The 17,190-nt window shown below is 73.6% G+C and carries 18 protein-coding genes; 14 read left to right on the top strand and 4 right to left on the bottom strand.

The features are described from left to right. Window positions 1-38 precede the first annotated feature (38 nt). Window positions 39-389 (top strand): STAS domain-containing protein, encoded by a 351-nt coding sequence (locus tag ACZ6S0_RS44935; RefSeq protein ID WP_465925724.1) that lies wholly within the window; start codon window positions 39-41, stop codon window positions 387-389. Here the strand turns inward: ACZ6S0_RS44935 and ACZ6S0_RS44930 are convergent. Next, entirely contained in the window at window positions 344-1,420 is a 1,077-nt protein-coding gene (locus ACZ6S0_RS44930; protein WP_465925723.1) for a helix-turn-helix transcriptional regulator, read from the bottom strand. The genes ACZ6S0_RS44935 and ACZ6S0_RS44930 overlap by 46 nt on opposite strands. A gap of 101 nt (window positions 1,421-1,521) precedes the next feature. Between ACZ6S0_RS44930 and ACZ6S0_RS44925 the strand changes: the two genes are divergently transcribed. From ACZ6S0_RS44925 to ACZ6S0_RS44900, 6 genes are all read left to right on the top strand, one after another. Then, entirely contained in the window at window positions 1,522-1,974 is a 453-nt protein-coding gene (locus ACZ6S0_RS44925; RefSeq protein ID WP_465925722.1) for a VOC family protein, read from the top strand. A 278-nt stretch (window positions 1,975-2,252) separates the two neighbouring features. Further along, window positions 2,253-3,356, top strand: coding sequence for a winged helix DNA-binding domain-containing protein (locus ACZ6S0_RS44920; protein WP_465925721.1), 1,104 nt, complete (start codon window positions 2,253-2,255; stop codon window positions 3,354-3,356). 184 nt (window positions 3,357-3,540) lie between these two features. Beyond that, window positions 3,541-4,206 (top strand): transcriptional repressor LexA, encoded by a 666-nt coding sequence (gene lexA, locus ACZ6S0_RS44915; protein WP_465925720.1) that lies wholly within the window; start codon window positions 3,541-3,543, stop codon window positions 4,204-4,206. Between the two features lie 63 nt (window positions 4,207-4,269). Then, window positions 4,270-4,785: a DinB family protein gene (locus tag ACZ6S0_RS44910; RefSeq protein ID WP_465925719.1), complete on the top strand. Its 516-nt coding sequence runs from the start codon at window positions 4,270-4,272 to the stop codon at window positions 4,783-4,785. 630 nt (window positions 4,786-5,415) lie between these two features. Then, window positions 5,416-5,841, top strand: coding sequence for a nuclear transport factor 2 family protein (locus tag ACZ6S0_RS44905; RefSeq protein ID WP_465925718.1), 426 nt, complete (start codon window positions 5,416-5,418; stop codon window positions 5,839-5,841). Between the two features lie 186 nt (window positions 5,842-6,027). Next, the gene (locus tag ACZ6S0_RS44900) at window positions 6,028-6,663 is read left to right on the top strand and encodes a hypothetical protein (RefSeq protein ID WP_465925717.1); all 636 of its coding nucleotides are present in this window, start codon (window positions 6,028-6,030) and stop codon (window positions 6,661-6,663) included. Window positions 6,664-6,766: 103 nt separating this feature from the next. On the opposite strand, the gene ACZ6S0_RS44895 is transcribed toward ACZ6S0_RS44900, so the two are convergent. After that, window positions 6,767-7,801, bottom strand: a complete 1,035-nt coding sequence (locus tag ACZ6S0_RS44895; RefSeq protein WP_465925716.1) for an ArsR/SmtB family transcription factor — start codon at window positions 7,799-7,801, stop codon at window positions 6,767-6,769. 90 nt (window positions 7,802-7,891) lie between these two features. Here ACZ6S0_RS44895 and ACZ6S0_RS44890 point away from each other — a divergent pair, with 90 nt between their 5' ends. Continuing rightward, the gene (locus ACZ6S0_RS44890; protein WP_465925715.1) at window positions 7,892-9,169 is read left to right on the top strand and encodes an MFS transporter; all 1,278 of its coding nucleotides are present in this window, start codon (window positions 7,892-7,894) and stop codon (window positions 9,167-9,169) included. Between the two features lie 31 nt (window positions 9,170-9,200). Here ACZ6S0_RS44890 and ACZ6S0_RS44885 read toward each other — a convergent pair whose 3' ends face one another. Then, the gene (locus ACZ6S0_RS44885; RefSeq protein WP_465925714.1) at window positions 9,201-10,454 is read right to left on the bottom strand and encodes an erythromycin esterase family protein; all 1,254 of its coding nucleotides are present in this window, start codon (window positions 10,452-10,454) and stop codon (window positions 9,201-9,203) included. A gap of 165 nt (window positions 10,455-10,619) precedes the next feature. Here ACZ6S0_RS44885 and ACZ6S0_RS44880 point away from each other — a divergent pair, with 165 nt between their 5' ends. Together ACZ6S0_RS44880 and ACZ6S0_RS44875 are read left to right on the top strand one after the other, a co-directional pair. Then, window positions 10,620-11,678, top strand: coding sequence for an LLM class flavin-dependent oxidoreductase (locus ACZ6S0_RS44880; protein ID WP_465925713.1), 1,059 nt, complete (start codon window positions 10,620-10,622; stop codon window positions 11,676-11,678). Window positions 11,679-11,779: 101 nt separating this feature from the next. Next, window positions 11,780-12,622 (top strand): NAD(P)-dependent oxidoreductase, encoded by an 843-nt coding sequence (locus ACZ6S0_RS44875; protein ID WP_465925711.1) that lies wholly within the window; start codon window positions 11,780-11,782, stop codon window positions 12,620-12,622. A gap of 87 nt (window positions 12,623-12,709) precedes the next feature. Here ACZ6S0_RS44875 and ACZ6S0_RS44870 read toward each other — a convergent pair whose 3' ends face one another. Beyond that, window positions 12,710-13,579 (bottom strand): DsbA family oxidoreductase, encoded by an 870-nt coding sequence (locus ACZ6S0_RS44870; RefSeq protein ID WP_465925709.1) that lies wholly within the window; start codon window positions 13,577-13,579, stop codon window positions 12,710-12,712. Between the two features lie 76 nt (window positions 13,580-13,655). Here ACZ6S0_RS44870 and ACZ6S0_RS44865 point away from each other — a divergent pair, with 76 nt between their 5' ends. From ACZ6S0_RS44865 to ACZ6S0_RS44850, 4 genes are all read left to right on the top strand, one after another. Further along, the gene (locus tag ACZ6S0_RS44865) at window positions 13,656-14,240 is read left to right on the top strand and encodes a TetR/AcrR family transcriptional regulator (protein ID WP_465925707.1); all 585 of its coding nucleotides are present in this window, start codon (window positions 13,656-13,658) and stop codon (window positions 14,238-14,240) included. 212 nt (window positions 14,241-14,452) lie between these two features. Next, window positions 14,453-15,430: a small ribosomal subunit Rsm22 family protein gene (locus ACZ6S0_RS44860; protein WP_465925705.1), complete on the top strand. Its 978-nt coding sequence runs from the start codon at window positions 14,453-14,455 to the stop codon at window positions 15,428-15,430. A 123-nt stretch (window positions 15,431-15,553) separates the two neighbouring features. Beyond that, on the top strand, window positions 15,554-16,330 hold the full coding sequence (uppS, locus tag ACZ6S0_RS44855) for a polyprenyl diphosphate synthase (RefSeq protein ID WP_465925703.1): 777 nt from the start codon (window positions 15,554-15,556) through the stop codon (window positions 16,328-16,330). Window positions 16,331-16,398: 68 nt separating this feature from the next. Next, on the top strand, window positions 16,399-17,166 hold the full coding sequence (locus ACZ6S0_RS44850; protein WP_465925701.1) for a GNAT family N-acetyltransferase: 768 nt from the start codon (window positions 16,399-16,401) through the stop codon (window positions 17,164-17,166). The last annotated feature ends 24 nt before the right edge of the window (window positions 17,167-17,190 follow it).

The following is a 17,190-nucleotide window of genomic DNA, read 5'->3' as shown; positions in this document are numbered from 1 at the left end:
GGGGAAGGGCGGCGCCGAGAGGATGGGCGAGCGGCGTCATGACAGTGCTCTCCATCGACGTCCGGCGGCTGCCGGGCTGTCACGTGGTGCGCCTCGCAGGAGAACTCGATCGCCTGACCAGGCTGACCCTGGCCGAGAAGCTCACCGAACTGCTGGCGGCCGACCGGCCCAGGATCGTGGTGGACGTGACGGACCTGGTGTTCTGCGACTCGTGCGGCTTGTGGACGCTCATCAGCACCCAGCGCAGGGCCGAGGAACGCGGCGGCGCGTTCCGCCTCGTCGGCGTGCACGGGCCGCTCGCCCGGTTGCTCACCATCACCGACCTGGTCAGCCTGTTCCCCCGCTACGACAGCCTGGCGGAGGCCACGACCTGGCCAGGCCCGCCCTGACGACCGCGCCCGCGCGACGCCGAGGGCACCGAGCGGTCGGCCGGTCCGTCCGCGGACCGGTCGCCCCCGGCCTTGGCGTAGCGCCGGGCCAGGTGAGCGAAGGCGTCCCTCAGCTCGGCCGGGCCGACGACCTCGATGTCGGTGTCGAACCTGCCGATGGCGCAGGCCACGCCGTGCCACGACCACGAGCCCAGGACGACGCGGCAGCGGTCCTGGCCGAGTTCCTCGACGACTCCGTCACGGAGGAAAGGGGACACCTCGGCGGCGGGCAGGCCGAGGATCGCCTCGCCGCGGCAGGGCCAGCCGCCGGAGCCGCCGTCGCCGTCCACGCCGCGGAAGCGGGCGATCACGAAGGCGGCCACGTCCCCTCCCGGCAGCGCGCGCCGGGTGAAGCGGGGCCCGGTCGGGACGCGCGGGGTGATCCGGTCGGCCCTGAACGTACGCCAGTCCTCGCGGTCGAGGTCCCAGGCGACGAGGTACCAGCGCCCGCTCCAGGTGACGAGGTGATGCGGCTGCACCCGCCGCGGCGGGGCGCCGTCGTTCGCCTGCGGGGAGGCGTAGTCGAAGCGGAGCACCTCGCGGTCGTGGACGGCGGCGCTCAGCGCCATGAGGACGCTGTTGCCGACCTGGGGCTCCCTCCTGGCCGGAGCGACGGCGGTGACCTCGACCGTGTCGATCCGGCGGCGCAGCCGTGCGGGCATGACCTGCCGTACGGTGTTCAGGGCGCGGGCCGCGGCCTCCTCGATGCCGGCGCCGCTGGTGGTGGCGATCTGGAGCGCGATGGCCAGGGCGACGGCCTGCTCGTCGTCGAACAGCAACGGCGGCAGCTCCGTCCCCGCGTCCAGCCGGTATCCGCCGTCGGGTCCCTTGAACGCCAGGATGGGATAGCCCAGCTCGCGCAGGCGGTCGACGTCACGGCGCACGGTACGCGGGCTGACGCGCAACCGCTCGGCCAGCAGCGCTCCCGGCCAGTCGCGGCGCGTCTGGAGCAGCGAGAGCAACGCCAGCAGTCGCGCTGAGGTTTTCTGCATGCCGTTCATTCTGCCCGGCGAAGCGGCCACACCCTGTCCTCTTCACCTGCGAACGTGGGTCCGCCCCCGACACGATGAACCGACCGGCGAAGGAGCCGAACATGCCCGTCAAGGCCGTGACCCACCTGAACTTCCGCGGTGACGCGCGCGCGGCGCTCACGTTCTACCAGTCCGTCTTCGGCGGGGACGTGGCCGTGGTCACGTACCGGGACGCGGGAAACGTCCAGGACCCGTCCGACGCGGACCACGTGATGTGGGGCCAGGTGGCCGCCGCGAGCGGGTTCGCCGTGATGGCCTACGACGTGCCCGCACGCCAGCCGTGGAACCCGGGTGAGAACGCGTTCTTCGTCTCGCTCCGCGGCGACGCGGCCGACGCAGCGGACGCGGCCGACGCGGCCGACGAGGTCGCCGCGTACTGGGAGAGACTGTCCGACGGCGCGGCCGTCCTGCGTCCGCTGGGCCCCGCGCCGTGGGCGCCCCTCTACGGGATGCTGAAGGACAGGTACGGCGTCGTCTGGGTCGTCGACGTCGCCACCGAACCTGCCGAACGCTGACCGCCGGTGAACCGGGGGCGGGCCCGGCGGGCGTCCAGCAGTCGCATGAGCCCGGAGGCCCGCCGCCCCGGGCTACGATGTCCGGCCAGGCCGGGAGCCCGGCCACGCGATCCGTACCAGATCCGTCACCACGGACCGACCTCGAGGAGAACACTCCCCGCCATGACCCACCAGGTGTCACACGCCCCGCCCGTCCGGACCGGCTCGGCGTCCGATCCCTCGCCCGCCGTCACCCGCGCCGCGCTCCGGCGGCGACCGGCCGACGGGCGCACCGCGGCATGACCGTTCTGGACAGCCGGGCGCTCAACCGCGCGACGCTCGCCCGGCAGCTTCTGCTCGACCGCGCCGACCTGCCGGTCATCGACGCCGTCGCGCACCTGTGCGGGCTGCAGGCCCAGGAGCCGCAGGAACCGTTCGTCGGGCTCTGGTCGCGGGTGCGCGCGTTCGACCCGGCCGTGCTCTCCGACCTGCTGGTGGGGCGGCGCGTGGTGCGTACGCACCTCATGCGCCGCACCGTCCACCTCATGACCGCCGACGACGCCCTGGCCTGGCGCGCCCGCCACGACCTCATGCTGCGCGCGCGGACCTTCGGCACCTACCGCCGCGAGCTGGCCGAGGTGGACCTCGACGAGCTGGCGGCGGCGGGCCGGGCGGTGATGTCCGACGGCGAGCCCCGTTCGATGAGCGAGCTGGCGCGGGCGCTCGCCGACCGCTGGCCGGAGCCGGGACCGCGGGCGCTGGGCGAGATACTGGTCGCCGCCCTCATCCCGATGGTGCAACTGCCGCCGCGCGGGCTGTGGCGCACGCGCGCCGGTGTGCGGAACCTCCCGCTCTCCTCCTGGCTGGGACGCGAGATCGACCCCCTCGACCCCGCGTCCCCGGACGGCGCCGATCCGGTCGGGCAGGTGCTGCTGCGGCGCTACCTGGCCGCGTACGGCCCGGCCGCCTCGGCCGACCTGCGCGCCTGGTGCGGCCTCGCCGGACTGCCCGCGGCGATCGCCGCGCTCCGCGGGGAACTGGTCTCCTTCAGGGACGAGCGCGGCCGGGAGCTGCTTGACCTCCCCGACGCGCCGCGGCCCGACCCGGACACACCCGCCCCGGTACGGTTCCTGCCCGCCTTCGACAACGCGCTGCTCGGCTACGACGACCGCGGCCGGATCGTCGATGACGCCCATCGCGGGCTGTCGGTGGCGGGCGTACGGGTCGTCCTGGTCGACGGCCGGGTCGCCGCGACCTGGACCGTCACGGACGGCACCGTGAACGTCACCCCGCTCCGCGGCCTCTCCCCGGCCGACCGTGAGGCCGTGGTCGAGCAGGGGCGGGCGCTGGCGGCGTTCCTGTCCGACGGCGACAGCCACCGCGCGGAACTCGTGCCTTCCTGAGCGCCGGGCCCGCCCGACCCCCCGAGCGGCACTCCGCCCGGGACACCGTCGAAGGCCCCCGTGCGGGACGCCACGAGCGTCCCGCACGGGACGGGGCGCCAGGAGCACCCAAGCGCGACGCGAGCGGAAACCTTGGGGATCGCCTGCCCCGTCGGTGGTTTCGCGATGGGCGGCGGCGTCTAACATGTCGCACGTGACCGCCTACGACGATCCCGACCTGTTCGAGCACGTGGACTTCTCGGCCCTGCCGCAGCGCCAGCAGCGGATTCTGGCCACGATCCGCGACTGGGTGGTCAGATACGGCTATCCGCCGAGCACCCGCGAGATCGGCCGCGCGGTCGGGCTGCGGTCGCCGTCGTCGGTGTCGAAACACCTGAAGAGCCTGGAAGAACAGGGCCTGCTCCGCCGGGGCGCGACGATGACCAGGCCGATCGACGTACGCCTGTTCCTGCGCGGCCCGGCGCCGGAGCCGGCCGACCTGGTGTCCGTTCCCGTGGTCGGGGACATCGCGGCGGGCGTTCCCATCCCGGCCGTGGAACACGTGGACGACACGCTGACCCTGCCGCGCGACCTCACCGGCCGCGGCACGGTGTTCGGCCTGCGCGTGCGGGGCGACTCGATGATCGACGCCGCGATCTGCGACGGCGACGTCGTCGTGGTACGGCAGCAGCCCGACGCGTACTCGGGCCAGATCGTGGCCGCGATGATCGACGGTGAGGCCACCGTGAAGGTGTTCCACCGCCGCGACGGGCATGTCTATCTCGAACCGCGCAATCCCGCCTACGACGTCATCGACGGCGACGAGGCCGCGGTGCTGGGCATCGTGGTCTCGGTCCTGCGCAGCGTCTGACCTCCCGCGTCGCCCGGAAAACCCGGTGCGGCGCAGGGAGGGTGTGCAGTAGCGTCGGCGTCCATGAGCATCGCTCGCGAACGCCCTCCGTTCGTCGCCGACGAACGCACCCAGCTCGTCGGCTGGCTCGACACCCAGCGCGCGATCGCCCTGTGGAAGTGCGCGGGCCTGTCGGAGGAGGACGCCTACCGGCCGGTCCTGCCGGACTCGCCGCTCATGACGGTGGCGGGCCTGCTCTCCCACCTGCGCTGGACCGAGCACTGCTGGTTCGAGGTGCTGTTCCTGGGGCGCTCGTCCGAGGGCAACCCGCAGTTCGACGAGTCCGTCGAGGACGCCGACATGCGCGTCGAGGGCATTCCGCTCGCTCGTCTCCTCGACGAGTACGAACGCCAGTGCCGCGTCTCCAACGAGATCATCGCCGCCCACTCCCTGGACGACGTGGGCAGGCATCCCGACTTCCGCTCCGCCCAGGCGAGCCTGCGCTGGATGCTGATCCACATGGTCGAGGAGACCGCACGGCACGCCGGCCACCTCGACACGATCAGGGAACTGCTCGACGGCGCCAAGGGCTACTACTGAGCCCGACGCACGGCTCGGGCGGCACGCGGTCGCCTTGAAGCGTCCCGCGATGGCCGTCGCCGTCGTCCGGCGCCATGCCCGTGATCAGGTCGAACTCGTCCACCGTGCTTGTGGATGCGACGGCTCGGCAGGGGGTGGTGAGGTGCCGGAGCCTGCTCCGGCGGGTGGGGGGTGAAGGGGGTGCGGACGGGAGACCGTGCCCAGGCCCAGGTCGCGGTGGTTGGTTGCGGCCCGGCCCTGGCGGTCTCCGCGACGTCGCTCAGCGACGACGGCGGCGCCGGCGGCGAGCGCTTCGAGCACTGTCGGAGCCTCCGCCACCGCCCGGACCCGGCTGTTGCCGGTAGGACGTCTGAACGCCCATGAGGCCGAGGTAGTGCAACATCGCCATGATCTCTCACCTCGATTGATCATGTGCCGAAATCTGTTCTGACCGGCACTTTCTCGTTTAGGTGAACATTCATCTCAACCAGGCGGGCCTGCCGGGGCTTCCCGGAACAGTCGCAGAAGCCACCTCTCGACCAGGCTTTTGCCGTCCGGATACCCGGCCGTGACGGTCGAGCCGTCATGCTTTGCGCCACTCCTACCGTATGGTGTACGGTACAGCGTACGTAATCAAGGGGAGGAGTGCGCATGTACCAGCCGAGCGCCGAGGAGCTGAGGAGTGTCGAGGACTGGTTCGCCCAGTACGACGCGCTGGCCGAGGAGGGCGCGATCGAGCGACTGGCCGACCTGGCCGTCTTCCCGATGAACCTGGTCACCGACGTGCCCGGCGGCCACGCGGCCGTACGGCAGTGGACGCGGGCCGAGTACGTCGGGGCGATGAAGGAGGTCATGGGCGGCGGCACCGCCGGGCTCGGCCTGGAGTCGAAGCGGACCCCGCACTTCCTCGGCCCGAACCTCGTCATCGTGGAGACCGAGGCCACCATGACGGTCGAAGGCCACCGGCAGGAGATGCACTATGCCGACCTCCTGGTGCGTACGGAGGACGGGTGGGGCTTCCAGACCATGGTCCAGGGCGGATGGGGGCACGACTGGCCGGTCGCCCGACGCGGCTGACCCTCGCAGGTGAGATCGCCGGGCTCGACGGGGGCCCGGCGATCGCCGGGCCCGGCCTGAGTCGGTCGCCGGTTCGGGTGCGTGTCCGGTGAATGCTTTGTCGACCGGAACTCTCTTACTCCGCGTCAGAAGTTGGACACATACAGTAATCTCGTGGTCGCCGTAGATTACCGACGCGGGAGAACCATGAATCCCTGCACTCGCCGCCCTGTCCTGGCGGCCTGCGCCCTGGCCGTGGCCCTGCTAACGCCGTCCGGCACCGCCGCGGCCCGCTCGGCCCCAGCGCCAGACCCAGTCCCAGTCCCGGACCCGGCCTCGGCCCTGGCCGTGGCCCCGGCCGTCGCCCCGGCGAAAGCGTCGGCCACCACCCTGACCTGCACCGCGGGCACCGCGCCCGGCCGTCCCGTCACCTTCCAGCCGGCCATCGGCCTGCTGCCGCGCGCCGTCGAGGCCCGCGGCACCGTCTACCTCGGCACCTGTACGTCGCCGAACGGCCGCGCCACCCGCCTGCGTACGGGCCGCCTGATCTTCGACGGCACCGCCACCGCCTCCTGCGCCAGCGCCACCGGCGTCTCGGGGCAGGCCCGCATCGCCTGGTACAACGCCAGGGGCCGCTATGCGGGCACCTCCGTCCTGCGGGCCGACACCAGCAGCTTGACCAGCTCCAACCCGGCCGACGCGTTCATGACCGGCGCGATCACCTCGGGTCCCCTGGCCGGCCGCCACGCCGCCGCGCAGGCCGCTCCCAGCAGCAGCCTCACCAACTGCGCCCTCCGGGGCGTGGGCAGCCTCTCCGGCACGGGCCGCATGACCATCACGTGACCGTCGGCGGCCGGGAGCCGTGCCATCCGGGGGCGTGACGAGCACGTCCTCTTGTGGCGGGCGGGTGCGTCAGCGGGATGGGTACGTCCCTCCGGGCGGGTGTTCAGCGTGACGGGCGCGGGGTGGTGGGCGTGTCTTGTTCAGGCCGTGGTGAGGACGTGTCCGGGGGACGGCCGGACGACAGGAGCGACTCGGCGGTCGCCGTACGGGCGTAGAGCACGTATCGGCCCGTGCGGTGCGCTGTGCAGAGCCCTGCCTTGCGCAGTGCGGTGAGGTGTTGGTTGACGCCGGGCTCGGAGAGCCCGGAGCGCTGGGCCAGGTCGCGGGTGGAGGCGGGCTGGTCCAGCTCGGCGAGCAGCCGCGCGCGCGTCCTGCCCAGTACGGCGGCCAGCGCCGCGGGCGGGTCCAGGTCGCGGCGCTCCCAGAGCGTGGCGATCCCGCGCGGCGGGTAGCGGACCGTCGGCTGGTACGGCGGCGTGGTGACGGAGAAGATCCGGGGCGAGACGAACACGCACGGCACCAGCAGCAGCCCGAGGCCCCGCAGCGAACGGCGTCCCGACACCGAGCGGTGCCTGATCCGCAGGGTCCCGTCCTGCCAGGTGACGGCGTCGTCGAGGTCGGTCAGCATGCGCTGGACGCCGCCCCCGGCCAGCAGCCGCGCCCGGTAGAGGATCTCCCCTTCCAGCAGGGCGCGCAGCCGCGGCCAGTACGGGGCCACGGCGGCCTCCCAGTAGGCCCCGACCTCCGCCGCCAGCCGTTCGAGCCCCCGCTCCGGATCGTCGTAGAGCGCTTGGACGCGTTTCGTACGGGGACCGGGGATCTCGTCCAGATCCGCGCGGACCCGGCCGGCGGCGGCGCGCATCGTGGCCAGTTCGAGATCGAGGTCTGGCAGGGACGTCGACGGCGGCGTGCAGGTGAAACCCGCGATGACGGCGGTGGGCACCGGGACGAGGTCGGACAGCAGCCGCCAGTCCACGTCCTGGAGGCGGCGGCGGACCCGTTCGGCCCAGGGGCGCAGGAGCGGGTGCGCCTGCGGATTCTTCACCACCCGGACGCTGGCCACGACCTCGCCGAGCGGGGAGATCGCGAAGCGGGTGTTGGCGACGTCGTGCGCCGTGAACGCCAGGTCGAGGCTCATCGGATCGAGCTTCCCACTCGGAGGGTCATTGGATTAGCTTCTCACTTAATCGATGGCGCTCTGGAGTGATGCCCGGGGACGCTGGCGGACATGTTGGCACCTGTCATGGAAGAGCCGCTCCTGCGCTCGCCCGGATTCCGGAACCTCTTCGTCGCGAACGCGGTCAGCCAGCTCGGCAGCCAGATCAGCTACGTCGCCCTGCCCCTGCTCGCGGTGACCGCACTGGGAGCGGGCGCGGGCGAGATCGGTCTGCTGGCCGCGCTCGGCACGATCACGGTGCTGGTGCTCGGGCTGCCCGCCGGGGCCTGGGTGGACCGGGTACGGCGGCGGCCCGTGATGATCGCCGCCGACCTCGCGCGGGCCGGGGCGCTGCTGTCCGTGCCGGGGGCGTGGTGGGGCGGGTCGCTGTCCATGGGACACCTCTACGCGGTGGCGGTGCTGGTCGGCGCGGGGACGCTGCTGTTCGACGTGGCCTCGCTGAGCCTGGTGCCGGGGTTGGTGGGTCGCGGGCGGCTGACGTCCGCGAACTCGCTGCTGGTGGGCACCAGCTCGGCGATGGACATCGCGGGCCGCAGCGCCGCCGGGGTGCTGGTGCAGGTGGCGGGCGCGCCGCTGGCCGTGCTGGCGGACGCGCTGAGCTACCTGTGGTCGGCGGCCTGGCTGCGCGGCGTTCCCGAGCCGGGTTCGACGGCGCCACCCCGCCAAGACGCGGCCGCACGGGAGCCGACCGTCCCGGTCGTGCGGGAGGTGGTGGTGCGGGAGTCGCTCGGGCGGCAGATCTCGGCCGGGGTGCGGTTCCTGTTCGGCGAGCCGGTGCTGGTGGCGGCCCTCGTCCAGGGCGCGATGGCCAACCTGGCCTTCCCGCTCTGCTCGGTGCTGCTGCCCGTGCTCATCGTCGACCAGCTCGGCTACCCGGAGTGGGTGCTCGGGGCGTACCTGGCCGTGGGCGGGCTGGGGGCGCTGGCGGGCTCGGCGAGTGCCCACCTCATCGGCCGCCGTCTCGGCACGGGCCGGGCCACCTGGCTCGTGAGCCTGGCCACGGCGCCGGCCTCGCTGCTGATCCCGTTCCTGGACCGCGGGCCGTGGCTGTGGGGCGCGGCGGCGGCCTGGTTCGTGCTGACGTTCCGCACGGGGGTGAACAACGTGCTGCTGGTCAGCCTGCGGCAACGGGTGACGCCCGACGACCTGCTCGGGCGGATGACGGCCACGATGCGGCTGCTGCTCATGGGCGCGGTCGGCCTGGGCGGGCTGCTGGCCGGGGCGTTGGGTGAGATCTGGGGCGTACGCTCCGCGCTCGTGACGGGAGCGCTGATCATGGCGGTGAGCTGGGTCCCGATCCTCCTGTCGCCGCTGCGCCGCCAGCCCTGAGCCCACTGGTGGCGGCCGGCGGCGATCCCGGTCACGTCGCCCGGCTCGGCGGCGGCAGGGGAGTGGAGCAGGTGGCGTGCCGTACGAAGGCGAGCCCGTCGAACTGCTCGGCCAGCACCGCCGGCATGAACGCGAACTTCGCGGCGAACCGCCCCGCCACCGCGCCGAAGCCGCGGACGTGGTTGGTCGCCGCCAGCCACCCGGCCACGGCCTCCGTACGGTCGCCGCCCCGCAGGTCCACCAGGTAGTCGCCGGGCCGGGCGGCGGCCAGCCGCGCCTCCACGAAACGCGGAGCCCTGACGAGCGGGACGCTGAACCGACCCGGCCGCCCGCTTCTGACCAGCCTGCCGAACCGCGACCGGCGGGCACGGAACCCGCCCGCGCCGAACAGCGCCCCGAGCGCGTAGTACGCCGCGCCGTGCTCCACGGCCAGGTGCCGTCCCATGGTCGGGACGGCGCCGTAGCCGGGGCCGCCCTGCCTGTCCCTCATGACGTGGCCGTTGTGCGCCCACAGCGCGATGCGGCCGCCGGGCTCGGCCGCGAGGAGGTGGTTCACGTTCTCGGCCATGTGCTGGTCGCGGGCGAAGCCGAGCGTCCGCTCGGGGTCGGCGTGCCGCCACGGCCGGGTGGACAGCTCGGCGAACTGCCGGACGATCCTGGCCGGCTCGCGGGCCTCTTCCGGGCCGTGGGCCGCCACGTGGTCCTCCAGGCGGCGCGCGGCCTCCTCGGCCCGCGGGCCGGGTGGCTCCCGGCGCCGGTCCCACGGCTCGTTCCAGCGCCACTGGGTGAGTTCGCCGAGCGGGGTGAGCAGTTCGGCGGCGTCCCCGTCGAGGTGGGACCGCAGGGCTCGCAGCGCCGCGGCCGGGTGCTGCGGGTCGATTCCTGCGAAGCGTACGCGGTGGGCGGCGGTGCGGTTGTGCTCGCGGAGCCGTTCGAGCACGGTCAGCATCTCGGCGGTGTCCAGCGTCCAGAACCCCAGCCCCGCCAGGGCCTCGCGCGGGTCGCCCGTCCCGTCGCGTACGTAGTCGTCCACGGCCCGCGCGGCGGCGGCGCTGGCCTCGATCGCCAGCGTCGTGAAGCCGAGGTCCCGGATGAGGAACTCCGTCACCCGCCACCTGAGCTGGAAGAACTCGGCGCTGCCGTGCGTCGCCTCGCCCAGCCCGACCACGCGCACCCCGTCGAGTACGTCGCGCAGCGGGCGCAGGCCGGCCGTCCCCGAGCCGGGCTCGCGGCCGTCGAGCGGGATCGCCCGCCCGGCCAGCCACTCGGTCACCTCGTCGGTCATCGCGAATCCCTCATCCTCCCGTGGCCGTGCGACCCCCGATCAGCGTGGTGGTCGGCCTTCCGCCGGTCAAGCGGATCCCCCTCGGCCCCTGGCGGTGGCCGCCCAATGTTCTATGCTTTACCTACTTGGAGACTGGGTTTAGCGGCAGAACAGGATGGCACACCGATGAGCCTGCAGTTCCTCTGGTACGTCCCGAACCAGGTCCAGCCCGGGCACCGTGGCGACGACGTCGTGACCGGCCACAACAGCCTGGACACCCTCACCAGCCACGCCCTGGCCCTGGAGGAGCACGGATGGGGCGGGGCACTCATCGGCACCGGCTGGGGGCGGCCCGACACGTTCACGGTCGCCACCGCGCTGGCGGCGCGGACCACGACGTTCCAGCCGCTGATCGCGGTGCGGCCCGGCTACTGGCGACCGGCCCACTTCGCCTCCGCCGCGGCGACCCTCGACCACCTCACCGGCGGCCGGGTGCTGATCAACATCGTGTCGGGCAAGGACGCCCTGGCGGCGTACGGCGACAGCGAGGGCGACCAGGGCCACCGCTACGCCCGTACCAAGGAGTTCCTCCAGATCGTGCGCAGGCTGTGGACCGAGGAGGACGTCACCTACCGCGGCGACCACTTCGGCGTCACCGGCTCCACACTGGAGATCCGCCCCGTCGTCCGCGGTGAGCGCCGGCATCCCCTGCTCTACTTCGGCGGCGCCTCCGAGGCCGCGGAACGGGTGGCCGCCACCGAGGCCGACGTCCAGCTCTTCTGGGGTGAGCCGCTCGACGGCGTGGCCGCGCGCATCGAACGGCTGAAGGACCTGAGCGAGAGGCTCGGCCGGGAGCACCCGCCGCTGGAGTTCGGGCTCCGGGTCACCACGCTGATCAGGGACACCACCGAACAAGCCTGGGCCGACGCCGAGGCCAAGGTCGAGCGGATGGCCGAGGGCCGGCTCTCACGCGACGTGAACTGGGGGGCCGCCGTCGGCCAGCGGCGGCTGCTCGACCTGGCGGCGCGGGGGGACGTGCTCGACGACAACCTCTACACGGCCCCCGGCAAGTACGGCGGCGGCGGCGCGGGCACCACCTGGCTGGTCGGCTCGGCCGAGGACGTGGCCAAGTCGCTGCGCAACTACCAGGCCCTCGGGATCACCCATTTCGTCCTGTCCGACACGCCGTACCTGCCGGAGATCAAGCGCCAGGGCGACCAGCTCCTCCCGCTGCTACGCGGCTGACGGCGGCGCCGGGCCGCGGCCTCAGGGCTTACCTCGTGGTAACCACGCACTTCAAAGTGCGTTCTTGTGGCTGGTCAGGGGCCCGATGGACAGTGGTCCGCATGAACACGAACACGAATACGACTACCGAACGCGTCACCGTCCTCGGTCTGGGAGCCATGGGGCGCGCGCTGGCGGGCACGCTGCTCGCCGCCGGTCACGACGTGACGGTGTGGAACCGCACTCCGGGGAAGGCGGACGGCCTCGTCGCGCGCGGCGCGCGGTCGGCGGCGAGCGTGGCGGAGGCGGTCGGGGCCAGCCCCCTGACGGTCGTGTGCCTGCTGAACAACGTCAGCGTCCACGAGACGCTCGAACCGGTCGCGGGGAAGCTGGCCGGCCGCACGCTGGTCAACCTCACCAGCGGCTCCGCCCAGCAGGCCCGTGAGCTGGCGGGCCGGCTCGGGGAGCACGGCGTGCGATCCCTCGCCGGTGGGATCATGGCGGTGCCCCCGATGGTGGGGACGGAGGGGGCCGTCATCCTCTACAGCGGCGACCGTGACCTGTTCGACCAGGTCGCCCCCGTGCTCAGCCCGCTCGCGCGTCCCCATTGGGTGGGCGAGGACCCCGGCTTCGCCGCCCTGTACGACATGGCGGCGCTGAGCGGCATGTACGGCATGGCCGCCGGGGCCATCCACGCCGTGAAGCTGATCCACGCCGAAGGCGGCGACGTGGAGACGTTCAAGCGAGAGGTGCTGGCCCCCTGGATGGAGCTGACGCTCCCGCTCATGGTGGCCGGGGCCACCGTGAGCGAGGAGGTGCCGGAGGAGTACAACGCCGACATGCAGGCGGTCGGCCTGGAGACCATGCTCGCCGCCTCCGCCACGGCGGGCGTGCCCGACGAGCTGGCCGGCCACCTGCGCGCCTCGCTGTGGGCCATGCGCCGCGCCGCCCTCGCGGCCGGCTGAGGCCGGAACACCACGTCCGGCCTGGCCGGGCTCGCGCCCCCCGCGCGCCGGGTGGCCCACCGTGGTGTGGCGGGCCACCCGGCGCGGTCAGGTGGCGTAGTCGGGGGTCATGGTGGCGGCCAGGGCGAGGTGGGTGGCGGCCTCCTCGTGCCTGCCCTGCCGCTGGAGCGTACGGCCCAGCAGGTGGCGGGCGTAGGAGTCGTCGGGGGACTCCGCCACCAGCGACTCCAGCGCCGTGCGCGCCCGGTTGAGCTGGGCCGACCCGAAGTACGCCCGCGCCGCCAGCATCCGCACCCCCCGGTCGTCGCCGTGCTCCCGCATGAGGGGGCGCAGCAGCGTCAGGGCCCCGAGCGGGTCGCGCCGGCCGAGCAGCGACTCGGCGTGGCGCAGCCGCTCCACCTCGGCGGGCAGCCGCCGCGGGGTCTGCGCGCTCGCCTCCTCCAGGAACGCCCTGATCGCCTCGGGCGGCTGCGCGCCCTCCAGCGCGAGGTCGCCCACGACGATGGTCGGCGAGGTGTGCACGCCCTTGGCCTTGCCGATGAGCAGCAGCTCCCGCGTCAGCTCCGCGCCGGGCGGCATCGGGAGGGCCGCGCCGGAGCCGGTGTGGCCCGCGGTGTGCCCCGCCTCCTCGCCCAGGCCCGCCTCCTCGGCCAGGCCCGCCTCCGTGGCGATCTCGGTCAGGACGGCGGGGTCGCTAATGTCGCGTACCTCGACGAAGTGCGCGTGCAGCACCCGCTCCACGACCCGCTCCTGCAGCCCGGCGCCGCCCTTCTCGTACGCCAGCGCGATCAGCCGGTGCGCCTCCAGCGTGCCGGCGGGCGCCGACGGGTCGACCTGGTACGGCCGCCAGACCACCTCGACCGCCTCCCCCTGCCATCCGGCGAGCGCCTTCTCCAGCCGCCGCCTGCCGACGTGGGCCCAACCGCTGACGACGTCCGCCCAGATCTCGATTCGCATGCCGGGCACTGTATGCGACAACTGTCTATTAGTCAACAGGTGTCGCATAGTCGATGAATGTCGTATAGTTGCCGCCGTGAACCCGGATGATCCACGCGCGCAGCGCACCAGGGCCCGGCTCAAGGCGGCCGTGCTCGACCTGGCCGCGCAGCAGGAGCTGGCCACCATCACCGTGTCCGCGCTGGCCAAGCGCGCCGAGGTGAACCGGGCGACGGTCTACCTGCACTACCCCGACGTCGACGCGCTGATCACCGACGCCATGGAGGACGCCGTCGCCGCCGTCGCCAGGGCCGCCGCGCTGTGCCCGCTCGACGCGCCCCGCGACCGGGCGCCCGAGCCGCTGGGGGAGCTGTTCGGCCACGTGACGGCCAACGCCACCCTGTACGCCCGCATGCTCGGCCCCCAGGGCAGCGCCCGGTTCGCCGCCCGCATGCGCGAACGCCTCACCGGCGAGCTGACCGGCCGCTTCGCCGACGGCCGGCGTCCCACGGGATGGGGCGACGTGCCGGTGGACGTGCACGCCGCCTACCTGGCCGGGGCCCTCGTCGGCGTGATCGCCCACTGGGTGGCGGAGGATCGGCGGGGCGGCGCCGAGGGTGCGGCGCTGGCGTTCTGGCGGCTGTTCCGCACCGGCTCGCAGGCCGTTCCCGGAGATCGCTGAGCCCTCCGGAGGGCGTGCGGGCCCGGTCTGGACGAGTGCCGCGCCACCCCGGACGTGCGCGGGGCGGTGACCGGGTGCTCCGGCGGATGGCCGATAATGGCTGCGGTCGAACATCACCGAGAACTCGTGCGAGACGGAGCGCGAGGGATGGGGGTCCGTATGCGTGTCACCCCGTGCCTTCGGGCACGTCCGAGCCTCGGGTGAGTTCCGCCATGCTGCCCGATGACCTCAGGGCCGCTCTCGACCAGGCCGTGGCCCGCTTCTCGCCGCAGGAGCTGTCCGGGTCCGTGGCCCGGCTCACCGAGCGCTACCGCGTGGACGGCGTCTCCACCGGCGGCAACCACCTCCGCTCCCCGGCCGACGTCGCCGCCTACGCCGCCTACCGCATGCCCGCCACCTACGCCGCCGCGGCCACGGCCATGCGCGCGGCGGCGGCGCTGACACCCGGCTTCGAGCCGCGTACGCACCTCGACGCCGGCGGCGGCACCGGGGCGGCGATCTGGGCGGCGGGCCAGGTGTGGCCGTCCCTGGAGAAGGTGACGGTCATCGAGCACGACCCGGACGTCATCGAGCTGGGCCGCCGCCTGGCCGCCCGCGGACCGCAGGCGCTGCGCGGCACGACCTGGACGCGGGCGTCCCTGGGCCCCGGCCTCGACCGGCCCGCCGCCGACCTGGTCACCATGTCGTACGCGCTGGGCGAGCTTCCCGAGGCCGACCGCCCCGCCGTGGTGCGCGGGCTGGCGGACGCCGCCGCCATGGTGATCATCATCGAGCCCGGCACCCCCGTGGGCTACGCCACCGTCGCCGCCGCCCGGGAGGCGCTGGTCGCCGGCGGCCTGACCATCGTCGCCCCCTGCCCCCACGACGGCCCGTGCCCGATCCGGCAGGGGCGCGACTGGTGCCACTTCTCCGTCCGCCTGCCCAGGAGCGCCCTGCACCGCCGCATGAAGTCGGGCACCCTCGGCTTCGAGGACGAGAAGTTCTCCTACGTGGCCGCCACCGCCGCCCCGTGGCCGCGCCCCGCCGCCCGGGTCGTACGCCATCCGCAGAAACGCAAGGGCGTGGTCTCCCTGCGCCTGTGCGACGACGGCGACGCCCTGCGCGACGAGATCGTCTCCAAGCGGCAGGGCGACCTCTACCGCCAGGCCAGGGACGCCGACTGGGGCGACCCCTGGCCGCTCGCGGACTGACGGCCCCCCGGAGCGGGTGCGCGCGGCGCCCGGTCCGCCACCGGCCGTAATCGTCCCGTCCGCTCCGGCAGGGAATTCCGGAAAGATCAGATTCCGGCGCCCGGCCGGGGCCATCCTGGAGGGGTGCAGATGACTGACCTCCTTCACTCCCTCTATGCCCGGCGCCTGCGCCGACAGGTGACGGCGGGCCCCCTGCCCCGCCACGTCGGGCTCATCATGGACGGCAACCGGCGCTGGGCCAGGCAGATGGGCATGGCCAACCTCAGCATCGGCCACAAATACGGCGCCGAGCACATCGCGGACGTGCTGTCGTGGTGCGAGACGATCGGCATTCAGCACCTGACCGTGTTCCTGTGCTCGACGGAGAACCTCCAGCGCCGCGGCGACGAGGAGGTGGCCTACCTGCTGCGGGTGATCGAGCAGATGGTCGCCGACCGCTTCGACCGCCCCGACGCCCGCTGGCGGGTCCACGTCGCCGGGATGCTCGACATCCTGCCCGACACCACCGCCCGCGCGCTCAAGAGCGCCGTCGAGGCCACCCGCACCTGCTCGACCGGCTTCCACCTCACCCTGGCCATCGGGTACGGCGGCCGCCAGGAGGTCATCGAGGCCCTGCGCGAGCTGCTGTACGAGCGGGCCGAGGCCGGGCAGTCGATGGTGGAGCTGGCCTCGTCCCTGACCGTGGACGACATCGCCCCCCACCTCTACACGGCCGGGCAGCCCGACCCCGACCTGGTCATCAGGACCAGCGGCGAGCAGCGCATGTCCAACTTCCTGCTCTGGCAGTCCGCCTACTCCGAGCTGTACTTCTGCGAGGCGTTCTGGCCGGCCTTCCGCGAGATCGACTTCCTGCGCGCGCTGCGCAGCTTCGCCGCCCGTCAGCGGCGCTACGGCGGCTGAGCCGGCGTGAGCGCCCGCCCGCCTTTATTCGGTTGCCAGGCGGGCCGCTCCGCTGATGAGGTGTCCCGGTGAACGATGCTGAGGTGCTCGCGGCCTTCGACGGCGAGTTGCGGCGGGAGGCCATCCCCGACGGTCCAGGCAGCGTGGTCGAGCGTGACGGTCCCGTGGTCCGCCAGGTCGGTCCCGAGCTGGGCTGGAACGGCGTCCTCTGGTCCGATCTGGGCCCCGGCGACGCCGACGCGGCCATCGCCGCGCAGGTGCGCCGTTTCGGGGCGCTCGGCCGCTCGTTCGAGTGGAAGCTGTACGGCCACGACCGGCCCGCCGACCTCGACCGCCGCCTCCTGGCCGCGGGCTTCGAGCCCGAACCGGCCGAGACGGTCATGGTCGCCGAGGCCGCCGGGATCGCCGTCCCGCCCGTGCTCCCCGACGGGGTGGCGCTCGTCCCGGTGACCGGCGCGCGCGAGGTGGCGCTGCTGGCCGACGTGCACGACCTGGCCTTCGGCACCACCCACGCCGCCGTCAGGGAGCACCTGCCCGGCCAGATCGCCGCGGGCGCGGTCGTGGCGGTCCTGGCCATGGCCGGTGACGTGCCCGTCAGCGCGGCGCGGATGGACCTGCGTCCCGGCACCGGGTTCGCGAGCCTGTGGGGCGGCGGCACGGTGCCGCGGTGGCGGGGCCGCGGCGTCTACCGGGCGCTGGTGGCCCACCGGGCCCGCGAGGCCGTCGCGCGCGGCTACCGGTATCTGCAGGTCGACGCGTCCGAGGAGAGCCGTCCCATCCTGGCGCGGCTGGGCTTCACGGCGCTCACCACGACGACGCCGTACGTCCATCCCTGACTATTCTGGACCGGTCCGCACCTC

This window comes from Nonomuraea sp. NPDC051298 (genome assembly GCF_055586305.1).
This window is presented reverse-complemented; position numbering and strand designations above follow the sequence as displayed.